We start from the raw sequence: 17,864 nt of genomic DNA, 5'->3' as shown, positions 1-17,864 counted from the left end.
CAACGGTCTCACACCTGAGTGTTGCCACACACGCCCTCGGCTCCCCGGTCCGGATCTCGCGTTGCTCGTCCGGGAAGACGCAAGGAGAGGCCGGCCGTAAACAACGGCGGAAACGATGCGCGGGCCGGTGCCTCACACACAGGCTGTCGTTCCGGCTCCGGCGAAGCCGGAGACCGGGAACCCGTAATCACAGGTCGTGCGGACCGAGCCGTTGGGCTGGCCGCAGAAGACCGGAGGCCTCCGCTGCTGCAAGACCGTCCGCCCCGGGATCGACGAGCCGAGGGCGTTCGCGGCAGCGGTGCGCCGGCCGCAGGCCAAGCTCCTCTCTTCCCCTCAAGGGGGAGGTGTCGGCGCCGCCGGCAGAGGGGGGGAAAGCGCCAGCGGCGACACGCTGCCTCTCTCCCGCGTCCTCCCGGACGGTGCGCCAGCGCCGCGCGGGGATCGGGGAGCCCCCGCGCCAACGGTCTCACACCTGAGTGTTGCCACACACGCCCTCGGCTCGCCGGTCCCGGATCTCGCGTTGCTCGTCCGGGAAGGCGCCAGGAGAGGCCGGCCGTAAACAACGGCGGAAACGATGCGCGGGCCGATGCCTCACACAGGCTGTCGTGGTTGTGTGCGTCAAGTTCTGCGAATTGGGGCGGCCGTGAAGCTGGTCATGCGGCCTACGGAGTTCGAGCTTCTTGTTCTCTCTGAGGTCGTCCATGTTGAGGTATCGGTTGGCCTCCATCCAGTTTTCGTTGGTTTCGGCGGCGCGCGCACAAGGCGCAGATATGACGGCCGAGAAAGCGGCCGACGTGCCCGGCCGTTCCTGCGCCACTTCGGGCAAGGCAAAGTGCGTCTGGGGGCAAGGCAAAGTACGTCCGAGGGCAAGCCGCCGCCTATCCGGGCTCGGTTCAGCCTCTTCCGCTGTTCTCACCAACCGTTCCTGTCCGTGCTGCGTGGTCTCTGTGCTGCGTTGTCTCCGTCTCGCGCCGCGTCCTGGGTGCTCACTCGATACCTGCTCCCGTCTCCGATCTGCTGCCCGGCCGCAGTCCGCCCGTATCCCTGCGCGCCCTTGCGCGAAGATCCGGTCGGACACGGGCCGCTGCCGTCTGCGCCGGCTGCGACAAGCGACCCGGCGCTGACGGCAGACCAAACCGATTCTCCCGCCGCGGTGGCGCGCGGGGGCACCCGACATCCTATCGGAACACAAAAGGAACACTATCCTATAAATCAAGTTATATCAATAGCTTGATCTCTCTTGTGCAATGAGAACAAAACTGGTACAAAAGCGCAGTTTGAATCGCCGGGCGCGGCGTGAAATAAGGATGGTAGCCTCATGGCACAGAATTCACTCCGCTTGGTCGAAGGCATTCAGATGGACAAGAACAAGGCGCTCGACGCCGCCCTTTCGCAGATCGAACGCGCCTTCGGCAAGGGCTCCATCATGAAGATGGGCCAGGGACAGGTGGTCGAGGTACAGACCGTGTCGACCGGCTCGCTCGGCCTCGACATCGCGCTCGGCATCGGCGGCCTGCCGCGCGGCCGCATCGTCGAGATCTACGGGCCGGAATCGTCGGGCAAGACGACGCTGGCCCTGCACACCGTTGCCGAGGCCCAGAAGAAGGGCGGCATCTGCGCCTTCATCGATGCGGAGCATGCGCTGGATCCGATCTATGCGCGCAAGCTCGGCGTCAACATCGACGAGCTGCTGATTTCCCAGCCGGACGCGGGCGAGCAGGCGCTGGAGATCGCCGACACGCTGGTGCGCTCGGGCGCCATCGACGTGCTGGTGGTCGACTCGGTCGCGGCCTTGACACCGAAGGCCGAACTCGACGGCGAGATGGGCGACAGCCTGCCGGGCATGCAGGCGCGGCTGATGAGCCAGGCGCTGCGCAAGCTGACCGCCTCGATCTCGCGCTCCAAGTGCATGGTCATCTTCATCAACCAGATCCGCATGAAGATCGGCGTGATGTTCGGCTCGCCCGAGACGACGACCGGCGGCAATGCGCTGAAATTCTACGCCTCCGTGCGCCTCGACATTCGCCGGATCGGATCGATCAAGGACCGCGACGAGGTGGTCGGCAACCAGACCCGCGTCAAGGTGGTGAAGAACAAGCTCGCCCCGCCGTTCCGCCAGGTCGAGTTCGACATCATCTATGGCGAGGGCGTTTCGAAGATGGGCGAACTCATCGATCTCGGCGTCAAGGGCGGCATCGTCGAGAAGTCCGGCGCCTGGTTCTCCTATAACAGCCAGCGGCTCGGCCAGGGCCGCGAAAACGCCAAGCAGTTCCTGCGCGACAACCCGGCGCTGGCCGACGAGATCGAATTGGCGATCCGGCAGAATGCCGGGCTGATCGCCGAACGCATCACGGATCCCTTCTCCGAAACCGACGACGACGGCGCCGCCGACGATTGATGTGATGCCGCCCGGCCCTTGTGCCGGGCGGCTCGCCTGACATGTGCCGGACAGGCATCCTAGAGCCCTTTCGGCCAATTCGAAGTCAATTCCGCTTCTCGATTGGAGCGGCGATCCGGCGTCGAAACGGTCGCCGCGCGATGCCGTCGCATCGGGCAAGATCGGTTCGGCGTCGGGCGCCCACCAATGTCGGGCGCCCGCCAATCGGAAGTCCTGCGGGACGGGCGATTTTGCGCCAATTTCGGCGCAAAGCCCCTTGTCCGTCTCCAGATACGGCCTGCGTGCCTTTGCTTGACCTTGTCACAAAATCGCTCCGTCAGAATGGCTCCGAATTGGCCGAAAGGGCTTTAGCCGCGTCAAGTGGGTGCGGGACCCGGAGCGCGACATAGGCGCGGAGAAAAACGCCCTCCAGCCGTGTCTCGCCGCGGTCGCTGTCCTTGGCCGGCGAAGGGCGGCATGACGAGGGATGCATGACGGGGGGGGGCATGACGGGGGGATTGAACTCCGGCCATCTTGAGCGTCAGCGCCTCGGTTTCACCGCCGTGAAGGCGCCTCGCCCGGGCCGCCAGTCTCAGGTGATTGCCCTTGAGTGGCGGCCGTCGGCCTCCGTCCCCTTTGACTTCGTCCTTGGTCCTTCCGGGCGCCTTGTCCTCGCGTCGTGGACATGCGGGGCGTGTCCTTCGTCAGCCGGACGCCTGCGCCTCCTCGATGTCCTTGACGACCTGCTCGATCAGGGGGCGCGACTGATCCGTCACGGCTGGCCAGGTGCGCACGCAGGTGACGAGCTCGCGCTTCTCCGCGGCCGTGATCTCGTGCGCGGTCAGGGTTGCGATGTAGACATGCGGCGGAGGATTCTTGCGGAAGCTCGAGATATAGGTCCGTGTCCCGGACCAAAAGCGGTTCTTGCATTCCCATCCCATGGCACATCTCCCGTTTCCGGTGCGGGTCCTCGGCGTGACAGCCATGCCGCGACTGTTCCACATCGGGCACACGGTTTCCATGCAGGAGAGTACGCAGGTCGGCGCCTGTACGGTATCGGGTGGGGCGGGTGCCTGATCAGGGAAGGCAAGCCGGCGCGGTGCGGGCGATACTGGACTTGTCGCCGGGGCAAAGCTAAAAGCGGCTCGAGATCTTGGACATGGCAGGACTTGGCGGGAACGCTGCGCGAGACGTCGCGGCAGGGTCGTCAGTCCAGGGAGCATTGGACGGCTTTATGAGCGGCGTAAACGAAATCCGGACTGCCTTTCTCGACTATTTCGGGCGCAACGGTCACGAGATCGTCGCATCGGGTCCGCTCGTGCCGCGCAACGATCCGACGCTGATGTTCACCAATGCCGGCATGGTGCCGTTCAAGAACGTCTTCACCGGCCTGGAGAAGCGTGACTATCAGCGCGCGACGACCGCGCAGAAATGCGTGCGCGCCGGCGGCAAGCACAACGACCTCGACAATGTCGGCTACACCGCGCGCCATCATACGTTCTTCGAAATGCTCGGGAACTTCTCCTTCGGCGACTATTTCAAGGACCGGGCGATCGAACTCGCCTGGACCCTGATCACCAAGGAATTCGCGCTGCCGAAGGAGCGGCTGCTGGTCACCGTCTATGCCGAGGACGACGAGGCCTTCTCGTTGTGGAAGAAGATCGCCGGCCTGTCCGAGGACAAGATCATCCGCATCCCGACCTCGGACAATTTCTGGGCGATGGGCGATACCGGTCCCTGCGGTCCGTGTTCGGAGATCTTCTACGATCACGGCGATCACATCTGGGGCGGCCCTCCGGGGTCGCCGGACGAGGACGGCGACCGCTTCATCGAGATCTGGAATCTCGTCTTCATGCAGTACGAGCAACTGCCGGGCGAGCGCATCACCCTGCCGCGGCCGTCGATCGACACCGGCATGGGGCTGGAGCGCATCGCCGCCGTGCTGCAGGGCGTGCATGACAATTACGACATCGACCTGTTCCGGGCGCTGATCTCCGCCTCGGAAAACGCGGTCGGCGCCGAGGCGGAAGGGGCGCAGCGCGCCAGCCACCGGGTGATCGCCGATCACCTGCGCGCTTCGAGCTTCCTGATCGCCGACGGCGTGCTGCCGTCCAACGAAGGGCGGGGCTATGTGCTGCGCCGGATCATGCGCCGCGCCATGCGCCACGCCCATCTGCTGGGCGCCGAGGAGCCGCTAATGTGGCGCCTGGTGCCGACCCTGGTGCGCGAGATGGGCCGGGCCTATCCGGAGCTCGCCCGCGCCGAGGCGCTGATCACCGAGACCTTGAAGCTGGAGGAGCGCCGCTTCCGCAAGACGCTGGCGCGCGGCCTCACGCTGCTCGACGAGGCGAGCGCCGGTCTCGGCGAGGGCGCCGAGTTCGACGGCGAGACGGCGTTCAAGCTCTACGACACCTATGGCTTCCCGCTCGACCTGACGCAGGATGCCCTGCGCGCGCGCGGCGTCAGCGTCGATCTTGCCGCCTTCAACACCGCGATGGAGCGCCAGCGCGCCGAGGCGCGCGCCGCCTGGGCCGGCTCCGGCGAGGCGGCCACCGACACCGTGTGGTTCACGCTGAAGGAGCGCTGCGGCGCCACCGACTTCCTCGGCTACGATGCCGAGACCGCCGAGGGCGTCGTCGCCGCGATGGTGCGCGAGGGCGGCGAGGCGATGGAACTGCAGGAAGGCGAGACCGGCTTCGTCGTGCTCAACCAGACGCCGTTCTACGGCGAGTCCGGCGGCCAGGTCGGCGATACGGGCCGCATGCGCGGCGAGGGCGGCGTCGAGCTGGAAGTCACCGACACCCAGAAGAAGGCCGACGGCCTCTTCGTCCACGAGGTGCGGGTTCTCTCCGGCAAGGTGACCGTCGGCCTGCCGCTGGAACTGCTGGTCGACGGGGCGCGGCGCGGCTCGATCCGCGCCAATCACTCGGCCACCCACCTGGTGCACGAGGCGCTGCGCGAGGTGCTCGGCACCCATGTCGCGCAGAAGGGCTCGCTGGTCAGCCCGGAGCGGCTGCGCTTCGACTTCTCCCATCCCAAGCCGATGTCGGCGGAGGAACTGGCCGAGGTCGAGGAGATCGCCAACCAGATCGTGCTGCAGAATGCCGCGGTCGAGACCCGGCTGATGGGCGTCGACGAGGCGATCGAGGAGGGCGCGATGGCGCTCTTCGGCGAGAAATACGGCGACGAGGTGCGCGTCGTCTCGATGGGCCGGGCGCTGCGCGGCGACAAGGCGGGCAGAACCTATTCGCTGGAACTGTGCGGCGGCACCCATGTGTCGCGCACCGGCGATATCGGCCTCGTCACGCTGGTGAACGAGGGCGCGGTTGCCGCCGGCGTGCGCCGCATCGAGGCGTTGACCGGGGCGGCCGCCCGCCGGCATCTCGCCGGGCAGGATGCGCGGGTGCGCGAGATCGCCTCGGTGCTGAAGTCGGGCCAGGCGGAGGTGACCGAGCGCGTCGCGGCACTGGTAGAGGACAAGCGCCGGCTGGAGCGCGAGCTTGCCGACACGCGCAAGAAGCTCGCCATGGGCGGCGGCGCGGGCGATGGCGACAAGGGCCTGCGCGAGATCGGCGGCGTCAAGCTGATGGCGCGCATCGTCGAGGGGTTGAACCCGAAGGATCTCAAGGGCCTTGCCGATGACGCCAAGGGCCAGATCGGCTCAGGCATCGTCGTGCTGGTCAATGCCTCGGACGACAACAAGGCGGCGATCGTCGTCGGCGTCACGGGCGACCTGACCGGCCGGTTCAACGCGGTCGAGCTGGTGAAGCTCGGCTCGGAGGTGCTGGGCGGGCGCGGTGGCGGCGGCCGGCCGGACATGGCCCAGGCCGGCGGTACCGACGCCTCGCAGGCGGAAGCGGCGGTTGCCGCGATCGCGGCGGCGCTGGAAACGGCTGCGCCGGCCGAGGCCTGATCCGATGACGACCGGTCGCGACCCTCTTTGCGAAGGGGCCGGCGACCCGGTGGGCGTGAGGGAGGCTCGGCAGAGCCCGCCGGCGACCGGCAGGGGCGCTGGTTCGACCGGCTGCTGCGCGGCCAGTCGGTTTCGGCCGGCCAGGTGATCAGCCGGCGCGGCGAACCGGCAAGCAGCATGTATTTCATCGCCTCCGGCCTCGTCGAGGTGACGCTGGGCCAGACCCGCGCGCATCTTGGCGAGGGCGGCTTTTTCGGCGAGATGGCGGTGCTGGGGGATCGCCAGCGCGTGGCGACCGTCACGGCGGAAAGCGACGCGCGGCTGCTGGTGCTCGAGGCCCAGGACCTGCACGCGCTTATGGCGCGCAAATCCGATCTTGCGCGGCGGGTCCTGGACGAGGTGCGGCAGCGGCGCGGCGCTCCCAGCGGGGACATTCTGGCGGAGGAGGTCGCCGAGGCCGAGGACATGGAGCGCGCGGATGCGGCCGGCGCGGACGAGACGCTGCCGGACCTGTTTTCCGACCTGCCGGAGGCGGCGGGGCCAGACACCCGAACCTGAGCTCCCTCACATTTCGCGGCAGGCGCCTCAGTTCAGCGCAACGGGCCGGGTGCGCCCGGCGATCCGGGTTTGCGGCAGCCGCTTGCGGCCGATCGCGGCAAGCAACAGCAATTTTGTCGTGCGGGCCAGCCGGTGCAGGGCCGGGCGGTCCCTGAGCCACAGGCGCAGGGCGATCCGTGCCTTGACGGCGGCGAGATAGGCTGCCCCTTTCAGGCTGGCGGAGGCGGCGAGCGCCTTGACCGCCCGGTGGCGGCCGCCGAACCGCTCCTTGTAGTCATAGCTGCCGGCGCCGAAGTCATAGAGGCCGAAGCCGTGCCGCACCGCCCATTCGATCTCCAGAATCGTGGCGATGAGCCCGGGCGAGTGCTTGCGATAGGGGCCGTCGTCCAGCGAGCAGAGGATGCCGGTGACGACGCCCTGGTGGCAGAAGCAATAGCTGGTGGCGAGCCAGGTGTCGTCCACCTTGAGCCCGAGAACCAGGACCTTGTCGCTCGCGCAGCCGGCCAGCGCCAGGCGGCGATAGTGAGCGTAGACCGCCGGATCCTGAAACAGGTCGGCGATGCCGAAGGCCGACAGACGCTGCCGGCGCTGGCGCGCCATCACTCCGAGCACCTGGTCGATCTGGCCGGGGCTGCGGGCCTCGACGATCTCGAAGCCGGGCAGCTTTTCAAGCTTCGCCCGCTGCTTGGCCATTTTCGCATAGAGCGAGTGGTTGCGCCGCGCCCGCTCCAGGCTTTCCGGGTCGAGGTCGATGCGCGAGGCGCCTTCGCCGATCTCGATCAGCTTGCTCTCGCTCCACAGGGGATTGGGCACGCCGCGAAACTCGCGGATGACCTTGCCCAGCAGCAGCGCGTCATGCGGCGGCAGGGCGGCGAGGAAGGTCTCGCGCATGGCGGCGAAGAGCCGTGGATCGGCGCAGGCCTTCCGGTCGACCAGCGGGAAGTGGTAGTCGACGACGCCGCAATCGAGGAAGCCGAGGCGGCGGACGCCGAAGCGGGTGTCGGCGACAAGCGGCACGATCATCAGCGGCGCGCCGGTCCGCGCCTCGACGATCGCGATATAGACGGGGCTGCCCTGCCTCTCCGGCAGGACGCCGTCCTCCAGCGAGCGGACGAAGTCCAGCGAGAGGAAGGCGGTCGAGCAGCCCTCCGCCTCCAGCGTTGTCCACAGCGCGGCGAGGTCGGCATCGTGGACCGTGTCGAACCGGCGGGCGAGTGGCCGGGCGGCTTGCGCCATGCCTCAGCCTCCCTTCCCGGACCGCAGCAGGCGCGAGCCGAGGCCGGTCTTGCGGCAGGCATAGGCGAAGGCCGCCTTGCTCCAGAAGCCGGCGCCGCTGGTGGCGCGTGAGCGCGGCCGGAGGCCGAGGCCGTGGCGCAGCACGCCATTGGCATAGTTGAGCGCGAAATGACGGCGGGTCTTGCGGGTGTGATATTCCACCGTCGCCGAAACGTTGAGGCTGTCGCCGTTGACCACGCGGTGCGGCCAGTTGAGCGGCCAGAACAGCGCGGTGCCGGGCGTCAGGTCGATCACGGTCGCGGCCTCGTCGAAGCTCGGGTCGTAGCTGATCTCCTCGGCGGTGACGGCGGTCACCACGCGCTCCAGCTCCTCGGGCTTGAGATAGGGTTCGCGGCCGGGATAGAGCCAGATGCGCTTTTCGCCGCGAATGTGGATCAGGCCCTGGCCGGGCACGTCGGCATGGTAGTAGACGCGGGCGCGCGGCGAGGAGATCAGGACGCCGATCTGGCGGTTGTAGCTGTCGAGGCCGGGCACGGCCGCGTCGATCTGGTCCATGATGCCGTCGATCAGCCGCTGGTAGCGGGCATCGCGCCCGCCGACATGGCCGATATTGACCCACAGCGCGCCGCTGCGCACGGCCTCGAACAGGCCGTGCGGGTCGTTGGCGGACAGGTCGCTGCGGCGCCAGCGGCTCTTGTCCTCGACGCTGGTGTCCATCGTGGCGATCTCGCGCACGGCATCCGGGTTGTTGGCGACGAGTTCGGCCAGCGCCTCGTCCGAGAACAGCGGGTTGCCGGGAAGGTCATGGGTGACGCGAACGATCTCCCGGTCCCAGAGTTCCGCGATGTCTTGGGGAAGTCCCAGTGTCGTCATTGCTCCCTCTCCACCAATTCCGACTTTGGCGGAGGATGCAGTGTACAGGTGAAGATCGGGTCAACCGGGGCGCGTTGCGCTCGGCAAATCTGTCAATTTCTCCGCATGGTAAACGCTGGATTATGGCAGCAGGCCGCGCGGGATCTGGCGATAGAGCGGATTGCCGTCCCAGAAGGCGTCGGTCGGGCCGACGGCGTAGTCGACGATGTTCCAGCGGCCGTTGGCGCGCACCAGCAGCGCATAGGTGCGCAGGCCGTCCATGTATTCGGCGTCCTCGCCATAGATGGTGGCGGCCGGATCGATCGGGGCGCCGCCGGGGCGCTGCGGATCGACGATCGCGAAGGCCCAGTCGCCGGAGACCCTGAGCCGGACGACCATGAATTCGACCGGTGCGCCGGTGCGCACCTCGACCAGCGGGCGGATCGCGTCCATCAGCGCGGCGCGCTCGGGCGTGCCGCGGGCCGGCTCGTATGCGCCTTGCGCGGCGGCGGGAAGGGCAAGCGCGAAAAGGGTGAGAACCGCTGCGGCGAGGCGGGCCAGGGCAGAAAGGCGAAACGGCATCGATGGGGCTCCGAAAGGGAAGGGTATGGCTATGCTAGCGCGTTGCGCGCGCCGCGTCGCGGCCCGCGAGAGGCGCGGCGGACCCGAACTGCAAAAAGGCGCCCGCAAGGGGCGCCTTTCGCGTGTCGTCGCAAGGGCTTGACGGCTCAGGCGGCCATCGCCGACTTCAGGTTCTCGTCGATCTTGTCGAGGAAGCCGTTGGTGGTCAGCCACTTCTGGTCCGGGCCGACCAGCAGCGCCAGGTCCTTGGTCATGAAGCCGGCCTCGACGGTGTCGATGCAGACCTTCTCCAGGGTCGCGGCGAAGTTGGCGAGGTCCTGGTTGTCGTCGAGCTTGGCCCGGTGAGCGAGGCCGCGGGTCCAGGCGAAGATCGAGGCGATCGGGTTGGTCGAGGTCTCCTCGCCGCGCTGGTGCTGGCGGTAGTGGCGGGTGACGGTGCCGTGGGCGGCTTCCGCCTCCACCGTCTGCCCGTCCGGCGTCATCAGCACCGAGGTCATCAGGCCGAGCGAGCCGAACCCTTGCGCGACGATGTCGGACTGCACGTCGCCGTCATAGTTCTTGCAGGCCCAGACATAGCCACCCGACCACTTCAGCGCGGCGGCGACCATGTCGTCGATCAGGCGGTGCTCGTACCAGATCTTCTTGGCCTCGAAGGCCGACTTGAACTCGGCGTCGAACACCTCCTGGAAGATGTCCTTGAAGCGCCCGTCATAGGCCTTGAGGATGGTGTTCTTGGTCGACAGGTAGCACGGCACGCCGCGCTGCAGGGCGTAGTTCATCGAGGCGCGGGCGAAGTCGCGGATCGAATCGTCGAGGTTGTACATCGCCATGGCGACGCCGGCGGAGGGAGCGTCGAACACTTCGTGCTCGATGGTGGTGCCGTCCTCGCCGACGAACTTGACCGTCAGCTTGCCCTTGCCGGGGAAGCGGAAGTCGGTGGCGCGGTACTGGTCGCCGAAGGCGTGGCGGCCGACGATGATCGGCTGGGTCCAGCCCGGCACCAGACGCGGAACGTTCTGCATGATGATCGGCTCGCGGAAGATCACGCCGCCGAGGATGTTGCGGATCGTGCCGTTCGGCGAGCGCCACATCTTCTTGAGGCCGAACTCCTCGACGCGGGCCTCGTCCGGGGTGATCGTCGCGCATTTCACGCCGACGCCGTACTGCTTGATGGCATTGGCCGCATCGACGGTGATCTGGTCATCCGTCTCGTCGCGCTTCTCGATCGAGAGGTCGTAATACTTCAGGTCGATGTCGAGATAGGGGTGGATCAGCTTGTCCTTGATGAACTGCCAGATGATCCTGGTCATCTCGTCGCCGTCGAGTTCGACAACCGGATTGACAACCTTAATCTTCGCCATGTGCAGATGACCTCGCGTCTTGGGTGGCTTTCGCGCCTCATGCGCCCGAACCTGCCGGCCCTGCCGGGCGCCTGCCGTCGCAGGTTGGCGCCGCCGGTCAAGGATGCCGCGCGGCCCCTATAGCAAAGGGCCGGCCAAACGGAAAGCCAACCATTCGTCAAACTGCCCTTCGGCTGCAATCCAGGCGGCTGGAAACCATATCGGGCGATGCAACCGCCAGGCCCTTGCGAGAAGTGCCTATTCGGCGCATATCCTCCTGTCAAAGATTCGGAGGGAGCCCTTTGCAAGTGGAACGGATGCAAGGTCCGATGACGCGCTGGCGGCATGCCGGCCGCAAGGGGTTGGGCGGTGTCGTTGCGGCTCTCGCGCTCATTGCGGGCCTTGCGATGCCGCCGCTAGGTGCGCCCGCGCTGGCCGACAGCGGGCCGGTGCTGGTGGTCAGCGGCGCGCTGGAAGGCGGGGCGCCGGTCGGCTTCACCCGCGCGGAACTGGAAGCGCTCGGCATGACGGCGGTGTCCACCGAGACGCCCTGGCTCTCCGAGGCGGCCGTGTTCGAGGGGCCGCTGCTGCGCGATCTGCTGGCCCGCGTCGGCGCCCGCGGCGCGTGGATCGAGGCGGTTGCGCTCAACAAGTACCGGGTGACCATCCCGGTCTCCGACGCGCTCGACCACGACGTGATTCTCGCCATGCGGGTCAACGGCAAGGAGATGAGCATCCGCGATCGCGGGCCGCTGTGGCTGATCTATCCCTGGTCCGACCGGGAGGAACTGCGCCGGGAGCTCTACTATTCGCGTTCGATCTGGCAGATCCGCGAAATCATAGTAGTGGATTCACGATCCGAATAGTTCTGGTTGAAATCGGCCTTCCCTCGGTTCCGCGACGCTTGTAAGCTTGCGGTTCGGCTTCGGCTTGCGCCGGGCGCGGGAAACGGGAGCGGATCGCGGCGATGGATCTCAGCGCAAGATGGGTGCGGACGCTTTACGTCGCGCTGATGATCGGCCTCACCATCATCAGCGCCTCGCTCTTCTTCGTGGTGTCCACCCTCAATCGCCAGAACAGCGAGGACCGCTCCGAATACCGGCAGAGCCTGATCTGGTACACGGCGCAGCTCGTCGTCGAGTATCAGGACCTGATGCACGCGCTCAACACGATGATCGTGCATGGCGGGGCGCCCGAACATGCGCAGGAAGTGACCGCGCGCTTCGACATCCTGTGGAGCCGGGCGATGCGCCTTGGCGAGGGCGAGGCGGGGCAGGAGCTGGTGCGGGTCGACGGCTCGGTGCCGCTGATGGGCGACCTGGAGGCGGTGCTGCGCGACTCCGACCCGGCGATGCCGGCGATTGCCGCCGGCGATGTCGCGGCCGCGCGCAAGCTGCGCGACGACTTCTCCGGCCTGCAGGCGACGCTCGATTCCTTCCGCTCGGCGGTCTACCGGCTGCAGCTCGACGCGGCCTCGCGCCAGCGCGCGGCGCTGCAGCGCACGGTCAATCTGGTGGTGGTGCTGATCCTCGGCCTGCTGGTCGCCGGCAGTTCCATGGGTCTGCTCCTGCTGCGCGACCGCAGCCGGCTGATGCGGCTGCAGGCGCAACTGGAGCGGCGGGTGGCCGAGCGCACCAGCGAGCTTGCCCAGGCCAATGCGGATCTGCGGCTGGCGAACGAGCGGCTGACCCAGTTCAACAATCTCGCCTCGCACGATCTCAAGGAGCCGGTGCGCAAGATCACCGTGTTCAGCGACCTGCTGCTGGAGGGGGTCGCCAACAAGGACCGCGAGACCATCGACTATGCGGCCAATGTGATGAAGACCTCGGCCGGGCGGGCGAAGACGCTGATCTCCAACCTTTTGAACTATTCGGCCGCCTCCGACCGGGAGCTGTCGCGCGAGGCGGTGCCGCTGGCGCAGCTCGTCGAGCAGGTGCGCGACAGCCTGTCGGAGCTGATCCGCGAGAACGGCGCCAAGGTCGTGCTGCATGACAGCGATGCGCTGCTGAGCGGCGATCCGGTGTTCCTGGAGCAGTTGTTCCAGAACCTGATCGGCAATGCCATCAAGTTCCGCCATCCCGACCGCGCGCCGGTGGTCGAGGTGCTCGCCGAGCGGCTCGCCAGCGGGGCGACGGCGAGCGTCACCATCCGCGACAACGGCATCGGCTTCGACATGCAGCACAAGGCGCAGGTGTTCGAGCCGTTCCGCCGGCTGCATTCGCGCGACCGCTATTCCGGCACCGGCATGGGCCTTGCCATCTGCCAGGCCATCGCCCGCCGTCATGGCTGGGATATCGACGCGGTCAGCGTGCCGGGCGAGGGCTCCGCGTTCCGCATCAACTTCATGGCCGGCGCCGGCAAAGGGGCTGGAGACGGCCGCCGGCCCGGCATGGTCGAGGCCGCCGAGTAGTCCGGCCGCGGGCTTTTCCCTTCCCTTGGCCGTCTCCTCTGGCGGTCTCTTTCCCGCCCTTCCTGAGGGGCTTCGGCTGTCCCTTCCGCTCAGGCGGACAGACGCTTCAGGCGGGCCGGGGCTTCAGGCGGACAGGCGCTGGCCGAGGGCGCGCGCGGCGAGCGCGATGGCGATGAAGCTCCAGCCGTTGATCAGCACCGAGACGCCGGCGAGCAGGCCGAGCACCCAGACGGCGGAGGAGGGGAACTCGAACCAGATGCACAGGCCGGCAATCGCCGAGACGATGCCGGCGGTGAGCACCCAGCCCCAGCCGTCATGCGGGCGGATCTTCATCGCCAGCAGGATCTGGGCGATACCCTGCGCCAGCAGGATCGCCGCGACCACCAGCGTCAGCGCCGCCGCGCCGATCACCGGGTTGAAATAGACGGCGATGCCGCCGGCCAGCGCGATGGCGCCGGTCGTAATGTTCCAGATGAAGCCGCCCCAGCCGGGAACGGAGAAGGCATGCCAGATCTGGACGGCGCCGCCGACGGCGAAGACGATGGCGATGACCAGCGTCACGGCGATGGAACTGGCGAGCGGCAGCGCGATCATCAGCGCCCCGCCGATCACCAGGACGATGCCGAGGGCGAGAAACCAGCCCCATTTCTGGCGGACGGCTTCGGTGACGGGGAGGGAGGGTGCGTCGGTCATGGCGGGATCCTGTCGTCTGCGTCTTGGAGAGGGCGAGCGGTCGGCCTTGGGACGGGCGGAAGGTTCGCCTTGCGAGCGGGGCCGTCCGGGCAGGCGCCCGGCCTGACGGCCCGAACGCGATTTCAACCCCCGATATGTGAAGCTATCGTAACCGGGCGGGCGGTTCGACGGGATTTTGCGCCCCTTGGCCGGGTCGCCGTCGCCGGGCGCTGGAAAAGCCGCGCGGATTGGGCTATCTCGCCCGCCATGACACGCAATTCGACCATCGACCCGGCGGCCAGGGTCACCGACCTGCCGCCGCCCTGCATCATCCTGTGCGAGCCGCAGCTTGGCGAGAACATCGGCACGGCGGCCCGCGCCATGGCCAATTTCGGCCTGCGCGAGTTGCGTCTGGTCAATCCGCGCGACGGCTGGCCGAGCGAGAAGGCGCGGGCGGCGGCAAGCCGCGCCGACCATGTGATCGAGGCGGTGCAGGTGTTCGACAGTGTCGAGGCGGCGGTTGCCGATCTCGGCTTCGTCTTCGCCACCACGGCGCGCTCGCGCGAGATCGCCAAGCCGGTGCGCGGCCCCGACGAGGCGGCGGTGACGGCGACGCGGCTCGGCGCCGGCGGCACCCGCACCGGCTATCTGTTCGGGCGCGAGCGCTGGGGCCTCAACAACGACGAGGTGGCGCTCGCCGACGAGATCGTCACCCTGCCGGTCGATCCTGACTTCGCCTCGCTCAACATCGCCCAGGCGGTGCTGGTCTGCGCCTATGAATGGCGGCTGAAGGCGAATGACGGGGCTCTGCCCTTCCGTCTCGACGAGGAGCAGAACCCGCCGGCCAGCAAGGACGACCTCGTGCGCCTGTTCGAGCATCTGGAAGGGGCGCTCGACACGGTCAACTTCTTCCGCCCGGTGGAGAAGCGGCCCTCGATGGTCCGCAACCTGCGCAACATCCTTCAAAAAGCCTCACTCACCGATCAGGAGGTGAAGACCCTGCGCGGGGTGGTGGCAGCGCTCGAAGGCCGCTCGACCCGCCCGCGCGGCTGACGGGGGCAGACCATGGCGGAACCGGCTCCGGTTCTGGTTTTCGACAGCGGCATCGGCGGCCTCACGGTCGCCCGCGAGATCCGGCGGCTGCTGCCGGGCCTGCCGCTGGTCTATGCGGCGGACGATGCCGGCTTTCCCTATGGCGCCTGGCAGGCGGAGGCGCTGACGCGCCACTGCACCGGCGTGGTGACGCGGCTGGCCGGCGCGTTGCGCCCGGCCGCCGTGGTCATTGCCTGCAACACCGCCTCGACGCTGGTGCTGCCTCCCTTGCGGGCGGCGCTCGACATTCCGATCGTCGGCACCGTGCCGGCGATCAAGCCGGCGGCCGAGCGCACCCGCTCCGGCCTTGTCAGCGTGCTGGCGACGCCGGGCACGGTGACGCGCGACTACACGTTCGACCTGATCCACCGTTTCGCGCCGGATGTCGCGGTGACGCTGGTCGGCGCGCGGCGCCTTGCCGGGCTTGCCGAGGAGGCGCTGCTGCGCGGGCGGCTCGATGCGGACCTGCTGGCGGCCGAACTCGCTCCCTGTTTCGTGGAAAAGGGCGGCCGGCGCACGGATGTGGTGGTGCTGGCCTGCACGCATTTTCCGCTGCTGGCGGAGCGGATGGCCGAGATCGCGCCCTGGCCGGTGGACTGGCTCGACCCGGCGCCGGCCATCGCCCGCCGGCTGCGCGACGTGCTCCTCGCCAGCGGGGCGGCGACCGGCGAGGGGCTGCTTGCTGCGCCGGTGCGGATGCTGGCGACGTCGGGAGCGGATCTTTCCGCCGCGCTCGGCCTGCTGTCGGGGCAAACGCTGGCGATTTCCGGCGTGGAGGCGGCATCGAGCGTTTGACTCGAAGGCGGCTTTGGAGTAGGCATCCTCTCGCTTTGCGGGCCCTGTCGGCCCGCTTTGCATTTCACGCAACCGTGGAGCCCCGCGCCGGCGCCGTTGGCCGGGGGTCCTGTCGCCTGTTTCGCCGCTTTGCGGAAAAGCAGGAGAGGAGGTCGCGTTTCCTTGCAAGAAGGCAAACAACGAGGGAACCGCGCATGTCGAAGCGCCATGGTGTAAAGTACAAGATTGACCGCCGGATGGGCGAGAACATCTGGGGTCGTCCGAAGTCTCCGGCCAACCGCCGCGAGTACGGCCCGGGCCAGCACGGCCAGCGCCGCAAGGGCAAGCTCTCCGACTTCGGCGTGCAGCTCCGCGCCAAGCAGAAGCTCAAGGGCTACTACGGCAACATCTCCGAGAAGCAGTTCCACAAGATCTACGTGGAAGCCTCGCGGATGAAGGGCGACACGTCGGAGAACCTGATCGGCCTGCTCGAGCGCCGTCTCGACGCCATCATCTACCGCGCGAAGTTCGTTCCGACCGTCTTCGCCGCCCGCCAGTTCGTCAACCACGGTCACGTCAAGGTCAACGGCCGCCGCGTCAACATCGCGAGCTACCGCTGCAACCCGGGCGATCTGATCGAGGTCCGCGAGAAGTCGCGCCAGCTCGTCACCGTGCTCGAGGCCGTGCAGTTGGCCGAGCGCGACGTGCCGGACTATATCGCCGCCGACCACAGCAAGATGACCGCGACCTTCGCGCGCGTTCCGACGCTGACCGACGTGCCGTATCCGGTCCAGATGGAACCGAACCTGATCGTCGAGTTCTACTCGCGCTGATTTTTGAAAAAGTCCGCCAGGCCTTTGAGGGGCGCGCCACCGGCGCGCCCCTTCGCTTTTGCGAGGGGCGCGCCCTTTTGTTTTTGTGAGGAGCGCGCCCCTTCGCTTTTGTGAGGAGCGCGCCCTTTTGCTTTTATGGGGGCGCGGCTTTCCGCTTGGCGCTGGCGGCGCGAGGCGCTATTCCAGCGGGATCATCGATCCTCCCGTTTCAGCCAGCCGGGGCGCGCGCCAGCCATGACCGACCTTGCCGACCCTGTGGAGAGCGACGTTCCCGCGCTCTATCGCAATGCGCCGTCCTCGGTCGGCTTCAAGAAGCTGCGCAAGCGGCTGCTGCGCGAGACGCGCGAGACCATCGCCCGCCACGCCATGGTCGAGGCGAGCGGCGCGCGGCCGCGCTGGCTGGTCTGCCTGTCGGGCGGCAAGGACAGCTACACGCTGCTCGCCGTGCTGCTGGAGCTGCAATGGCGCGGGCTGCTGCCGGTCGATCTGCTGGCCTGCAATCTCGACCAGGGCCAGCCGGGCTTTCCCTCGCATGTGCTGCCGCAGTTCCTGAGCGACAACGGCATCCCGCACCGGATCGTGCGGCAGGACACCTATTCCATCGTCACCTCGAAGATCCCGCAAGGGCGCACCTATTGCTCGCTGTGCTCGCGGCTGCGCCGGGGCCTGCTCTACCGCACGGCGCGCGAGGAGGGCTGCCAGGCGGTGGTGCTCGGCCATCACCGCGAGGATGCGCTGGAAACCCTGTTCATGAACCTCTTCCATGGCGGGCGGCTGTCGGCGATGCCGGCGAAGCTGGTCAATGACGACGGCGACCTGATGGTGCTGCGGCCGCTGATCGCCTGCGCCGAGGACGACATCGCCCGCTTTGCCCGCGCCATGGCGTTCCCGATCATCCCCTGCGACCTGTGCGGCAGCCAGGACGGGCTGCAGCGGGCCGAGGTGAAGCGCATGCTGCAGGCCTGGGAGCAGGAGAGCCCCGGCCGGCTCGCCACCATGGCGAAGGCGCTGACGCAGGTCCGCCCGTCGCATCTGCACGATCTCTCGCTGTTCGATTTCGCCGGGCTCCGCCCCGGCCAGGGCGAGGTCCCGGTGTCCGCCGGCGAGGCGGAGGAGCCCTGCGCTGCCGGCCTTGCCATGACACGGACGCTGTTCGCCGCCGAATAACCGCCCCGACCAGAGCGCTGCCCGCGCCGGGGGGACCGTCTCCCGGCCGCCGGCAGCG

General features: G+C 67.9%; 15 protein-coding genes. 9 read left to right on the top strand and 6 right to left on the bottom strand.

Features of this window, described 5'->3' with window-relative positions; translation table 11 throughout:
- The first annotated feature begins 1,318 nt into the window (after positions 1-1,318).
- On the top strand, positions 1,319-2,398 hold the full coding sequence (gene recA, locus P2PM1_RS19295; RefSeq protein ID WP_186396210.1) for a recombinase RecA: 1,080 nt from the start codon (positions 1,319-1,321) through the stop codon (positions 2,396-2,398).
- A 683-nt stretch (positions 2,399-3,081) separates the two neighbouring features.
- Here recA and P2PM1_RS19290 read toward each other — a convergent pair.
- Entirely contained in the window at positions 3,082-3,318 is a 237-nt protein-coding gene (locus P2PM1_RS19290; RefSeq protein WP_186400171.1) for a hypothetical protein, read from the bottom strand.
- A 293-nt stretch (positions 3,319-3,611) separates the two neighbouring features.
- On the opposite strand from P2PM1_RS19290, the gene alaS reads away from it, so the two are divergent.
- On the top strand, positions 3,612-6,290 hold the full coding sequence (alaS, locus tag P2PM1_RS19285; protein WP_186400170.1) for an alanine--tRNA ligase: 2,679 nt from the start codon (positions 3,612-3,614) through the stop codon (positions 6,288-6,290).
- Between the two features lie 27 nt (positions 6,291-6,317).
- On the top strand, positions 6,318-6,848 hold the full coding sequence (locus P2PM1_RS19280; protein WP_186400169.1) for a cyclic nucleotide-binding domain-containing protein: 531 nt from the start codon (positions 6,318-6,320) through the stop codon (positions 6,846-6,848).
- Between the two features lie 27 nt (positions 6,849-6,875).
- On the opposite strand, the gene P2PM1_RS19275 is transcribed toward P2PM1_RS19280, so the two are convergent.
- The 4 genes from P2PM1_RS19275 to P2PM1_RS19260 form a co-directional block, all read right to left on the bottom strand.
- A complete protein-coding gene (locus tag P2PM1_RS19275; RefSeq protein ID WP_186400168.1) occupies positions 6,876-8,084 on the bottom strand; it encodes a GNAT family N-acetyltransferase in 1,209 nt (402 codons plus the stop codon).
- A 3-nt stretch (positions 8,085-8,087) separates the two neighbouring features.
- Positions 8,088-8,957 (bottom strand): cupin-like domain-containing protein, encoded by an 870-nt coding sequence (locus P2PM1_RS19270; protein ID WP_186386317.1) that lies wholly within the window; start codon positions 8,955-8,957, stop codon positions 8,088-8,090.
- 120 nt (positions 8,958-9,077) lie between these two features.
- Complete coding sequence (locus P2PM1_RS19265) at positions 9,078-9,518, bottom strand: hypothetical protein (protein ID WP_208985345.1); 441 nt, start codon at positions 9,516-9,518, stop codon at positions 9,078-9,080.
- Between the two features lie 146 nt (positions 9,519-9,664).
- A complete protein-coding gene (locus tag P2PM1_RS19260; RefSeq protein WP_186386318.1) occupies positions 9,665-10,879 on the bottom strand; it encodes an NADP-dependent isocitrate dehydrogenase in 1,215 nt (404 codons plus the stop codon).
- 308 nt (positions 10,880-11,187) lie between these two features.
- Here P2PM1_RS19260 and P2PM1_RS19255 point away from each other — a divergent pair, with 308 nt between their 5' ends.
- Positions 11,188-11,724 carry a molybdopterin-dependent oxidoreductase gene (locus P2PM1_RS19255; protein ID WP_186386319.1) on the top strand — a complete coding sequence of 179 codons (537 nt, stop codon included), beginning with the start codon at positions 11,188-11,190 and terminating at the stop codon, positions 11,722-11,724.
- A 101-nt stretch (positions 11,725-11,825) separates the two neighbouring features.
- Positions 11,826-13,268 carry an ATP-binding protein gene (locus tag P2PM1_RS19250; protein ID WP_186400167.1) on the top strand — a complete coding sequence of 481 codons (1,443 nt, stop codon included), beginning with the start codon at positions 11,826-11,828 and terminating at the stop codon, positions 13,266-13,268.
- A 123-nt stretch (positions 13,269-13,391) separates the two neighbouring features.
- On the opposite strand, the gene P2PM1_RS19245 is transcribed toward P2PM1_RS19250, so the two are convergent.
- Positions 13,392-13,961, bottom strand: coding sequence for an HdeD family acid-resistance protein (locus tag P2PM1_RS19245; RefSeq protein ID WP_186386321.1), 570 nt, complete (start codon positions 13,959-13,961; stop codon positions 13,392-13,394).
- A gap of 246 nt (positions 13,962-14,207) precedes the next feature.
- On the opposite strand from P2PM1_RS19245, the gene P2PM1_RS19240 reads away from it, so the two are divergent.
- The 4 genes from P2PM1_RS19240 to ttcA all read left to right on the top strand — a co-directional run bounded on the left by P2PM1_RS19240 (position 14,208) and on the right by ttcA (position 17,806).
- On the top strand, positions 14,208-14,993 hold the full coding sequence (locus tag P2PM1_RS19240) for an RNA methyltransferase (protein WP_186400166.1): 786 nt from the start codon (positions 14,208-14,210) through the stop codon (positions 14,991-14,993).
- A 12-nt stretch (positions 14,994-15,005) separates the two neighbouring features.
- Positions 15,006-15,827 (top strand): glutamate racemase, encoded by an 822-nt coding sequence (murI, locus tag P2PM1_RS19235; RefSeq protein ID WP_186386323.1) that lies wholly within the window; start codon positions 15,006-15,008, stop codon positions 15,825-15,827.
- Positions 15,828-16,021: 194 nt separating this feature from the next.
- The gene (rpsD, locus tag P2PM1_RS19230; RefSeq protein WP_186386324.1) at positions 16,022-16,639 is read left to right on the top strand and encodes a 30S ribosomal protein S4; all 618 of its coding nucleotides are present in this window, start codon (positions 16,022-16,024) and stop codon (positions 16,637-16,639) included.
- Positions 16,640-16,873: 234 nt separating this feature from the next.
- Positions 16,874-17,806, top strand: a complete 933-nt coding sequence (gene ttcA / locus P2PM1_RS19225; RefSeq protein ID WP_186400165.1) for a tRNA 2-thiocytidine(32) synthetase TtcA — start codon at positions 16,874-16,876, stop codon at positions 17,804-17,806.
- Positions 17,807-17,864 lie beyond the last annotated feature (58 nt).

Origin of the sequence: Stappia sp. P2PMeth1, assembly GCF_900185735.1 — a bacterium.
GTDB lineage: Bacteria > Pseudomonadota > Alphaproteobacteria > Rhizobiales > Stappiaceae > Stappia.
The sequence above is the reverse complement of the archived record's forward strand: the minus strand, read 5'-3'. Positions and strand labels throughout refer to the sequence as shown.

What these genes read in the sequence shown, in the direction of transcription:
- recA (WP_186396210.1), top strand. Translation starts at nt 1,319, where the DNA reads ATGGCACAGAATTCACTCCGCTTGGTCGAAGGCATTCAGATGGACAAG.
- P2PM1_RS19290 (WP_186400171.1), bottom strand. Translation starts at nt 3,318, where the DNA reads ATGGGATGGGAATGCAAGAACCGCTTTTGGTCCGGGACACGGACCTAT.
- alaS (WP_186400170.1), top strand. Translation starts at nt 3,612, where the DNA reads ATGAGCGGCGTAAACGAAATCCGGACTGCCTTTCTCGACTATTTCGGG.
- P2PM1_RS19275 (WP_186400168.1), bottom strand. Translation starts at nt 8,084, where the DNA reads ATGGCGCAAGCCGCCCGGCCACTCGCCCGCCGGTTCGACACGGTCCAC.
- P2PM1_RS19270 (WP_186386317.1), bottom strand. Translation starts at nt 8,957, where the DNA reads ATGACGACACTGGGACTTCCCCAAGACATCGCGGAACTCTGGGACCGG.
- P2PM1_RS19265 (WP_208985345.1), bottom strand. Translation starts at nt 9,518, where the DNA reads ATGCCGTTTCGCCTTTCTGCCCTGGCCCGCCTCGCCGCAGCGGTTCTC.
- P2PM1_RS19260 (WP_186386318.1), bottom strand. Translation starts at nt 10,879, where the DNA reads ATGGCGAAGATTAAGGTTGTCAATCCGGTTGTCGAACTCGACGGCGAC.
- P2PM1_RS19255 (WP_186386319.1), top strand. Translation starts at nt 11,188, where the DNA reads ATGACGCGCTGGCGGCATGCCGGCCGCAAGGGGTTGGGCGGTGTCGTT.
- P2PM1_RS19250 (WP_186400167.1), top strand. Translation starts at nt 11,826, where the DNA reads ATGGATCTCAGCGCAAGATGGGTGCGGACGCTTTACGTCGCGCTGATG.
- P2PM1_RS19245 (WP_186386321.1), bottom strand. Translation starts at nt 13,961, where the DNA reads ATGACCGACGCACCCTCCCTCCCCGTCACCGAAGCCGTCCGCCAGAAA.
- P2PM1_RS19240 (WP_186400166.1), top strand. Translation starts at nt 14,208, where the DNA reads ATGACACGCAATTCGACCATCGACCCGGCGGCCAGGGTCACCGACCTG.
- murI (WP_186386323.1), top strand. Translation starts at nt 15,006, where the DNA reads ATGGCGGAACCGGCTCCGGTTCTGGTTTTCGACAGCGGCATCGGCGGC.
- rpsD (WP_186386324.1), top strand. Translation starts at nt 16,022, where the DNA reads ATGTCGAAGCGCCATGGTGTAAAGTACAAGATTGACCGCCGGATGGGC.
- ttcA (WP_186400165.1), top strand. Translation starts at nt 16,874, where the DNA reads ATGACCGACCTTGCCGACCCTGTGGAGAGCGACGTTCCCGCGCTCTAT.